Origin of the sequence: Metabacillus sp. 22489 (genome assembly GCF_052044855.1) — a bacterium.
GTDB lineage: Bacteria > Bacillota > Bacilli > Bacillales > Bacillaceae > Metabacillus > Metabacillus niabensis.
On record NZ_JBQENT010000017.1, the window covers coordinates 82818 to 91798 of the forward strand.

The following is an 8981-nucleotide window of genomic DNA, read 5'->3' on the forward strand; positions in this document are numbered from 1 at the left end:
CTTTCTTAGAAAAGTCTTACTTCATCTTACCATGAACAAGCATAAGGGTGTACTGCTGTAAATTGTCTGCTTATTTCTTTAAATAATAGACGACTGATTCATATGGTCGAAGCTCCATGTTCTCAAATGTATTGACTGAATCTGAGTAATTTGAAATCAATTGCTCCCTTGAGAAATCATTCACATCAATATGTTCAGGTAATTGAAATACAGTTGGCTGATTATAAAAGTTATTTACTACTAAAAGCTTTTCAGTGTTAGTTGAACGAATATATGCAAAGATTTGCTCATCATCCTCTAGCAGTAATTCATAATCTCCATCGGTAATAATGTCATATTCCTTGCGTAAGGAAATTAACTTTTTATAATGATAAAAAATAGAATTTGGATCTTTGATGGCACGTTCAGCATTGATCTCTTTATAATTGCTTGCAACCTCAATCCAAGGTGTACCTGTAGTGAATCCAGCATGCTCTGAATCATTCCACTGAACAGGTGTACGAGAGTTATCTCGGGATTTAAGTCTTAAAATCTCTAATACCTCTGCTTCAGGCATACCCTTTTCCTTTAGAATATTGTACATATTAATGGATTCAACATCACGGTATTGCTCGATAGAAGTAAATTTTGGATCAGTCATTCCAAATTCCTCACCTTGGTATATATATGGTGTTCCTTGCATCATATGAATGGTCGTTGCAAGCATTTTTGCCGATTGAATGTGGTATTCACCATCATTTCCATATCTCGATACAATTCTCGGTTGATCATGATTACACCAAAACAGTGCATTCCATCCACCACCTTTGTTCATCTCTGTTTGCCATGTTGACAGAATGTTTTTTAATGCATGAAAATCCATCTCACCGAGCGCCCATTTTTCACCGTTAGGATAGTCGACTTTTAAGTGATGGAAATTAAACGTCATACTAAGCTCGTTACGGCTAGGATTTGAGTATTTAATACAATGATCAATCGTTGTCGATGACATTTCGCCAACAGTCATACTATTGTGCTTTGAAAACACTTTCTTGTTCATTTCGTGGATAAATTCGTGTACACGTGGACCATCTGTATAAAACTTTCTTCCATCACCTGGTGGAACAGACCCATCATCATCAGGGAAATCTTGATTTTTTGAAATTAGATTTATAACATCTAAGCGGAAGCCATCAACACCTTTATCAAACCAAAAATTCATCATTCTGTAGACTTCCTGACGAAGTTCTTCATTTTCCCAGTTTAAATCTGCTTGTGTGACATCAAAGAGATGAAGATAATATTGCCCTGTCTTTTCATCAAATTCCCAGGCAGGTCCCCCAAACTTTGAAATCCAGTTCGTTGGGACCGAGCCATCTTCTTTTGGATCCTTCCATATATAAAAGTCGCGATAACGATTTTCCTTCGAGGATGCGGCCTGTTTAAACCATTCATGCTCTGTTGAAGTATGATTCACGACAATGTCCATAATGATTTTAAGACCGCGCTTATGCCCCTCTGTAACTAAACGGTCAAAATCCTCCATTGTACCGTACTCTTCCTGGATTGAATAATAGTCACTTATATCATATCCGTTGTCACGCTGCGGGGATTTATAAATTGGTGTTAGCCAAATGACATCAACACCGAGATTTTTCAAGTAATCAAGTTTTTCAATAATACCTTGAATATCCCCTACTCCATTTCCTTGTGTATCATGAAAGCTTTTCGGATAAATTTGATAAACAACAGCTTTCTTCCACCATGGTTGTTGTTTCATTTCTTCCACCACCTGTTATTTTTATAGGCTCTGTTAAACCTGTCTGTTTGATTCTTGTAGACTGTTAAGAATCCCCTTAACAGTTAGTTGTATCTGACTCGTTATAATTTAGTCTGGAGTCTTATGCCCTGTGTAACTGTAAGCTTTTATCTAGCCATTATTTAAGTAAAAAGACACTTGCATCGTAAGGCCTTAATTGAATTGATTCTAGCTCATGTGTTAGCTTTTCTGGATAATTACTAATTAATAGTTCTGCTGATTGATAGGTAATATGTCCAGGTAATTCGAACATTGGCTGCCCTTCATAGAAATTGCAAATGACAAGTAGCTTTTCGTCACCAAGTGTTCGTGTGTAAGCAAAAATTTCTTGATGCTCAGGTAAAAGTAGCTCATATTTTCCGTATACGATAACGTCATACTTTTTTCTAAGCTGAATGAGCTTACGATAATAATGATAAATAGAGTTAGCGTTAGATATTTCTGCTTCTGCATTGATTTCAATATAATTTTGATTGACCTTTAGCCAAGGTGTACCAGTTGTAAAGCCTGCATTTGGACTAGCATCCCATTGCATTGGTGTGCGTGAGTTATCCCGCCCTTTCGCATAGATACTTTCCATAATTTGCCGATGGGGAATCCCTGCTTCTGTTTGCTCCTTATACATATTAATGATTTCGATATCACGATAGTCATCAATGGAATCGAAGCGAATATTGGTCATCCCAATTTCTTCTCCTTGATAAACATAAGGGGTACCCTTCATCATGTGAAGCAATGTTGCAAGCATTTTTGCAGATTCAACACGGTATTTCTTGTCATTTCCAAAGCGAGAAACAGAGCGTGGCTGATCATGATTATTGAAATAAAGACTATTCCAGCCAGTATCTTCAAGGGCAAGCTGCCATTTTGATAAGTTAGCCTTTAAATTAGCTAATTTTAATGGTTTTAAATCCCACTTCCCATTTTCTCCATTATCAAGACCCATATGCTCAAACTGAAAAACCATATTTAATTCTTTGCGATCTTCACTTGTATATAGCTTGGCTAGTTCAGGTGTCACTCCTGGCATTTCTCCAACTGTCATGACATCATAATGAGAAAGAACTTCACGGTTCATTTCTTGTAAGTAATCATGAATATGCGGTCCATTCCGGTAAAATTTACTACCTGATGCATGTTTTTTTCCCGGCTTTAAATCTCCATCCTCAAAATTCTCCGGCTTTGAGATGAAGTTGATGACATCCATTCGAAAGCCGTCAATCCCCTTTTCAAGCCACCATATCATCATGTTATAAATCTCTTTGCGAAGAGATGGATTACGCCAATTTAAATCAGGCTGTTTTTTTGAGAAAAGATGCAAATAATATTCGTCAGTTGCTTCATCGTATTCCCAAGCAGAGCCACCAAAGTTTGAATACCAATTGGATGGTTCTTTTCCATTTTTCCCTTTTTGCCAAATATAGTAATCACGATATTTGCTGTCTTTCGACTGCCTTGCTTCCAAAAACCAAGGATGTTCATCAGAGCTGTGATTGACAACTAAGTCCATAATGAGCTTCATGCCGCGCTCATGAACCTCTACTAAAAGCTGTTCCCAGTCAGCCATTGTTCCGAAATCATCCATTATATCTTGATAATCACTAATATCATAGCCATTATCATCATTTGGTGATTTGTATACAGGCGATAACCAAATGACATCAATGCCCAAATTCTTTATATAATCAAGCTTTGAAATAATCCCTTGTAAGTCCCCTATTCCATCTCCATTGCTGTCCATAAAACTTCGAGGATAAATTTGATAGACGACACTTTCCTTCCACCATGCTTTATTCATGAAGTAACAACCCCTAGTTGAGTGATATTTTTGGTAGTTTAATTTGTGTAAGCTATAATCGCCTAACTGCTTTTCATATGTAAAAACGAAGATACGATACCATCATTGCCTAGTCTGGCGTGATGGTATCGTAAAAGTTGGTTTATTCTATTATTTTTGTTTACGGATTTTACCGAAAAATAGTGTGAGTACAAAAGGAACGATAATAACAATGGCCATGCCGATAAAGAATGCTCCCCAGTTTTGTGGGAAAATCGATAAGAATGCAGGAAGACCACCAACACCAACAGATGGTGCTTTTACAGCTTGAACGGAAATAAATGCACCAGCAAGGGCAGATCCGATAATAGCTGAAATAAATGCATATCTAAAACGTAAATTCACACCGAACATCGCTGGCTCTGTAACCCCTAAATAAGCAGATACTGCTGAAGTAACGGATAAACTTTTTAGTTTTTCGTCCTTTAGGATAAACATCATTGCAAGTGCTGCTGTTCCTTGGGCAATATTTGATAATGCAACCATTGGCCATAGGAATGTGCCGCCAGTGCTACCGATTAATTGTAAATCGACTGCTAGGAAGGTATGGTGCATACCTGTAATAACGAGCGGAGCATACAAGCCACCATAAATGAGACCACCAATAATTGGCGCAAATTCAAAAATATTTACTACAGCATCTGTGATGACGTTACCAACTGCAAATGTAATTGGTCCAATCGCGATAAATGAGATGAGTCCTGTTACTAATAAAGCTATTGGTGCAACTAATAAAAGCTGGAATGAATCAGCAATTTTGCTTCTTAACCATTTTTCGAGCTTAGCTAATACATAAGCTGCCACTAACACTGGTAAAACTTGTCCTTGATAACCAACCTTTTGAACCTCTAATCCAAATAGGTTCCAAGTTGGAATTTCCTCAGCTGCCCCGTAACCCCATGCGTTTAAAAGATCTGGGTGAACGAGCATTAAGCCTAAAACGATCCCGAATAATGGGCTTCCCCCAAAGCGGTTCACTGCAGACCAACCAACAAGACCTGGTAAAAATGTAAATGCTGTGTTGGCAATTAAGTTGATAATGCTGGCAACATCGGCCCATTGAGGATATTTCTCAACAATTGATTGTTCAAAGAAAATGCCTGGTCCTGTTAATAAATTATTAATCCCCATTAATAAACCGGCTGTTACGATTGCAGGTAAAATCGGGATAAAAATATCTGCTAATGTTTTAATTGCACGTTGCAAAGGATTTAAATGTTGTTCAGACGCTTTTTTCACGTCTTCCTTAGATGCTTCCCCTACACCTGTTTGATGAACCATTTCCTTATAGACCTTATCAACGGTTCCTTGGCCGATAACAACTTGAAACTGCCCATTCGTTGAGAAGAATCCTTTTACAAGATCGATTGCTTCTAGAGCTTCTTTATCAACCTTTCCTTCATCGACTAAAGCAAAACGCAAGCGTGTAACACAGTGCGTTGCTGCTGATATATTGTCTTTTCCACCAATGGCGTCAATAATTTGACTAACTTGTTTTTTATCAACATTCATGGTTTTTCCTCCTATATTGATAGATGTTAAATCGTAAAATTAATTATTAGAGCGTTTTCATACTATGCTAGAGACGACTAACATGTATATACATGTTATGATGTTATCTTATATCTGTATATACAAGTTGTCAACGAAAATTAATGCGTTTTCAATTACCTAATTATGGCGAATGGTAGCCAATCGGTAAAACTTAACTAGTATTAGTAGTGTCTTATTGTTTCAAAAAGATACAAATGGTAAAACAGAGATAGGAAATAAAAAATGATGGAGAAGATATAAGATGACCTTTTTAGAAAGAATTACCCCATTTTTAAATACGAAAGATGCTGTTGTTCAAGAATTCATTTTGCATGCACTTCACGATTATTCAAAAACAGATAAAAAAACAATTGAATTGTTAATCAAGGAAGCTAATCAAAATGAGGAAAAACAGGCGACTATTTTATTGTACCTATCGATTGATCCGAATCATGAAGAGCTTGTTCACTTATTAACTGATGGCATCCACCAATCATCAAGTGAATACCGACAATTGTATATTCAATTATTAAAGGAGCTTAATCCCAAAATAATTTTGAAAAACAAGGATGCTTTAGAGCCGTATTTTTCTAAAGATGAGTGGCAGTTGTTTGATTTGCTAGTAAACGGAACGAGGGAAGATGTAAAGAGGGAATATGCCAATATTCTTATTAAGCTGGAGGCAGGGCAAGCATTCGATGGAGTTTTATATAAGCTGGCAAAAAAAATTGCCCTTACTTTAGTAGAGAACAATTGGATAACAGAAGCGGAAATTGCAAAGTCAGTTGAGGGAAATATTAAAAAGCAGTGGTTTGATTATGATGGAAAATTAGCAATCTATATGATCGGCTTAATAAAAAGTGAAGGATTTATTACGCAATTGGTTCCGTTACTTGTCCGAGATGATGACGTTTTGCTAGAGGAAGTTGCTGCAGCCTTAATTTCTCTTCAATCAGATGAAGTTGTTGATGCGGTATCCCCTTATTTACTAAAGGAAGAGTCTTATCTATATGCAACCTCTATCGTCGAAAATATTAAGTCGGATTATGCAGTAGATGTTTTGCGAAAGGCTTACCATCAAGTAGAGGATGATGAAAATAAAGAGATGATTATTGAAGCCCTCGCCCATCATGTAAGTCCGAAGGCAGAACCAGAAATAAATGACTATGTAAGTAAAAGACCCGTTACCTTTTACTATAGTCTTGCAGAATTAGCATATAGCTACTATAAATTGATTGGTACCAGTCACCCTCTTTTTGATGAATGGGTAGAAACGATAGAGGAAGAAAGAAATGCTCCAAATGATATTGCTGAACTGTCAGTAAACGTTGAAAAGGTTGGAAGAAATGACCCGTGCCCATGCGGTAGTGGGAAGAAGTATAAGAAATGCTGTCTATAAGTGCTATCTTTATTTGCTTAAAACGTACTTCTTATTTAAACTCTATATAGACTCTTTAGTATGGAGTGAATGTAGTGGATAGTAAACAAGAACAAATTTTTGATATTATTGATGTAAGTTTACTTGCAGGGAAAATTATGTTACGAAGTGGAGCTGAAACATACCGTGTCGAAGATACGATGATGCGGATTGCGGCTGCATATGGAATCGAGCATTCTCATAGCTATGTCACCCCAACTGGAATTATATTTTCGGTTGAGCGCGAGAATGTGACAGAGCTAGTGAGAATCGTTGATCGTTCAACAGATTTACAAAAGGTAGCTAAAGTTAATAATATCTCAAGATTAATTAGCAGTGGTGAACTTACCGTCGAAGAGGCTCTTTCACAGTTAAAGGAGGTTGAAAGAGACCCTCATGCATATCCAATTTCGATCCAAATTATCGCTGCATCGATTGCGAGTGGCTGCTTTTTAATTATGTTTAAAGGCGGTTGGATAGATGTTATACCTGCAATTATTACAGGTGGAATCGGCTTTACGAGTTTAATTTATCTTCATCGCTTAGTTGAAGTGAAATTTTTCGCTGAATTTCTTGCAGCTTTATTGATCGGTCTTTTGTCAGTGCTATTTATCGAGACAAATTTAGGTGTGGAACTGGATAAAATCATCATTGCATCGGTAATGCCCTTAGTACCTGGATTATTAATAACAAATGCTGTAAGAGATTTAATGGCAGGTCATTTAGTGTCAGGGATATCAAAAGGTGCTGAGGCGTTTTTAACTGCCTTTGCAATTGGTGCAGGTGTTGCGGTTGTATTTTCAATCTATTAGGGGGGGGATTTATCATACTAGTTGAACAAATTATTACAAGTTTTATAGCTTCAGCTGCATTCGGTGTGATTTTTAATGCCCCTATTAAATCGTTATTTAAATGTGGTTTTGCTGGAATGATTGGTTGGGTAATCTATGTTATCCTTTTTGAATACTCCGGAGATAGTGTATTTGCTTCTGTCCTTGCTTCGTTTATTATCGGGGTCATTAGTCAATACTTTGCAAAGCGATATAAAACCCCAGTGATTATTTTTAACGTATCGGGAATTATTCCTCTTGTACCAGGTGGTTTAGCTTATGATGCGATGAGAAGAGTTGTAGAAAATGATTATAATACAGCGATTTCCCTTGCTGCAGAGGCGTTTATGATTTCTGGCTCAATCGCGATTGGGTTGGTGCTTTCAGAAGTACTAAATCAAATTTATCGTAAGGCAACAATGAAGAGAATCGTAAATAATTAGTAAATCATCTTAAAAAGCGGATGTCACTATTGTATAATAGACTGATGTAATTACAAGTAGAGAGGTTATTTAAATGAATACATTTATTAACAATCAGATTGAATTGTTTCAAGAAAAAAATAAAAATCGTGGACGCTTATTAGTTAGTTGTCCAGACCAGCCAGGTATTGTTGCAGCAATTTCTAAGTTTTTATTTTCACATAATGCAAATATTATTGAATCAAGTCAGTATTCAACAAATCCAGAGAACGGCATGTTTTTTATTCGCATTGAATTTGAATGTCCAGGATTAAAGGATAAAGCAAAGGAAATTGAAGAGCAATTTACAGAGATTGCGAGTCAATTTGATATGGAATGGAAATTAACACATGTTTATCAAATAAAAAAGGCAGCGATCTTCGTATCAAAAGAGCTTCATTGTTTGTTAGAGCTTTTATGGGAATGGCAAAGTGGCGATTTAATGGCAGATATTGCACTTGTCATCAGTAACCATGAAGAAGCGAGAGATGTTGTAGAAGGATTAAATATTCCATTCTATTACATCCCAGCTAACAAAGATATCCGAGAGCAAGTCGAAGAGAAACAACTGCAATTGCTTAAAGAGTATGAGATCGATGTCATTGTTCTCGCGCGTTATATGCAAATTTTAACACCAAAATTTGTTGCAGAAAATCCGAATAAAATTATTAACATTCACCATTCATTCTTACCTGCCTTTATCGGGGCAAGACCATATGAGCGCGCCTATGGCCGTGGTGTGAAATTAATTGGGGCAACATCTCATTATGTTACAAATGATCTTGATGAAGGCCCAATTATTGAACAGGATATAAGTCGAGTTGATCATCGCGATAATGTTGATTCCCTTAAAAAGATTGGCCGTTCCGTAGAGCGAAGTGTTTTAGCGCGGGCTGTGAAGTGGCACCTAGAAGACCGGATTATTGTTCATCAAAATAAGACAATCGTGTTTTAATTTTAATCCCCTTTATAAAGGGGATTTTTTATTTGTGGTTTCGAAAACCCCCTGCTATGCTGGGGGTTCTAAAGAGCTTCAAGCGTGGTATTAGGTATTAAAAAACCTCACTTCACATGGTAGGATAAAGTTGGTTTCCCGACCACTTTA

At 36.8% G+C, this 8981-nt stretch carries 7 protein-coding genes; 4 read left to right on the forward strand and 3 right to left on the reverse strand.

Translation table 11 applies throughout. The annotated features are described in order from the left end of the window. Nucleotides 1-70 precede the first annotated feature (70 nt). The 3 genes from treC to treP all read right to left on the reverse strand — a co-directional run bounded on the left by treC (nt 71) and on the right by treP (nt 5147). Complete coding sequence (treC, locus tag ACTJJ9_RS12170) at nt 71-1759, reverse strand: alpha,alpha-phosphotrehalase (protein ID WP_145584000.1); 1689 nt, start codon at nt 1757-1759, stop codon at nt 71-73. 157 nt (nt 1760-1916) lie between these two features. Then, entirely contained in the window at nt 1917-3596 is a 1680-nt protein-coding gene (locus ACTJJ9_RS12175; protein WP_145584002.1) for a glycoside hydrolase family 13 protein, read from the reverse strand. A 150-nt stretch (nt 3597-3746) separates the two neighbouring features. Beyond that, the gene (gene treP / locus ACTJJ9_RS12180) at nt 3747-5147 is read right to left on the reverse strand and encodes a PTS system trehalose-specific EIIBC component (protein ID WP_145584004.1); all 1401 of its coding nucleotides are present in this window, start codon (nt 5145-5147) and stop codon (nt 3747-3749) included. 283 nt (nt 5148-5430) lie between these two features. On the opposite strand from treP, the gene ACTJJ9_RS12185 reads away from it, so the two are divergent. The 4 genes from ACTJJ9_RS12185 to purU all read left to right on the forward strand — a co-directional run bounded on the left by ACTJJ9_RS12185 (nt 5431) and on the right by purU (nt 8831). Further along, nucleotides 5431-6567 carry an SEC-C metal-binding domain-containing protein gene (locus ACTJJ9_RS12185; protein WP_145584006.1) on the forward strand — a complete coding sequence of 379 codons (1137 nt, stop codon included), beginning with the start codon at nt 5431-5433 and terminating at the stop codon, nt 6565-6567. Between the two features lie 74 nt (nt 6568-6641). Beyond that, a complete protein-coding gene (locus tag ACTJJ9_RS12190) occupies nt 6642-7397 on the forward strand; it encodes a threonine/serine exporter family protein (protein ID WP_095300327.1) in 756 nt (251 codons plus the stop codon). A gap of 11 nt (nt 7398-7408) precedes the next feature. Then, nucleotides 7409-7858 (forward strand): threonine/serine exporter family protein, encoded by a 450-nt coding sequence (locus ACTJJ9_RS12195; RefSeq protein ID WP_095300372.1) that lies wholly within the window; start codon nt 7409-7411, stop codon nt 7856-7858. Between the two features lie 73 nt (nt 7859-7931). Then, nucleotides 7932-8831 (forward strand): formyltetrahydrofolate deformylase, encoded by a 900-nt coding sequence (purU, locus tag ACTJJ9_RS12200; protein WP_095300325.1) that lies wholly within the window; start codon nt 7932-7934, stop codon nt 8829-8831. The last annotated feature ends 150 nt before the right edge of the window (nt 8832-8981 follow it).

Bases quoted from the DNA above. Each gene is read 5' to 3' on its own strand.
- purU (WP_095300325.1), top strand. From the start codon at position 7,932: ATGAATACATTTATTAACAATCAGATTGAATTGTTTCAAGAAAAAAAT.
- treP (WP_145584004.1), bottom strand. From the start codon at position 5,147: ATGAATGTTGATAAAAAACAAGTTAGTCAAATTATTGACGCCATTGGT.
- ACTJJ9_RS12175 (WP_145584002.1), bottom strand. From the start codon at position 3,596: ATGAATAAAGCATGGTGGAAGGAAAGTGTCGTCTATCAAATTTATCCT.
- ACTJJ9_RS12185 (WP_145584006.1), top strand. From the start codon at position 5,431: ATGACCTTTTTAGAAAGAATTACCCCATTTTTAAATACGAAAGATGCT.
- treC (WP_145584000.1), bottom strand. From the start codon at position 1,759: ATGAAACAACAACCATGGTGGAAGAAAGCTGTTGTTTATCAAATTTAT.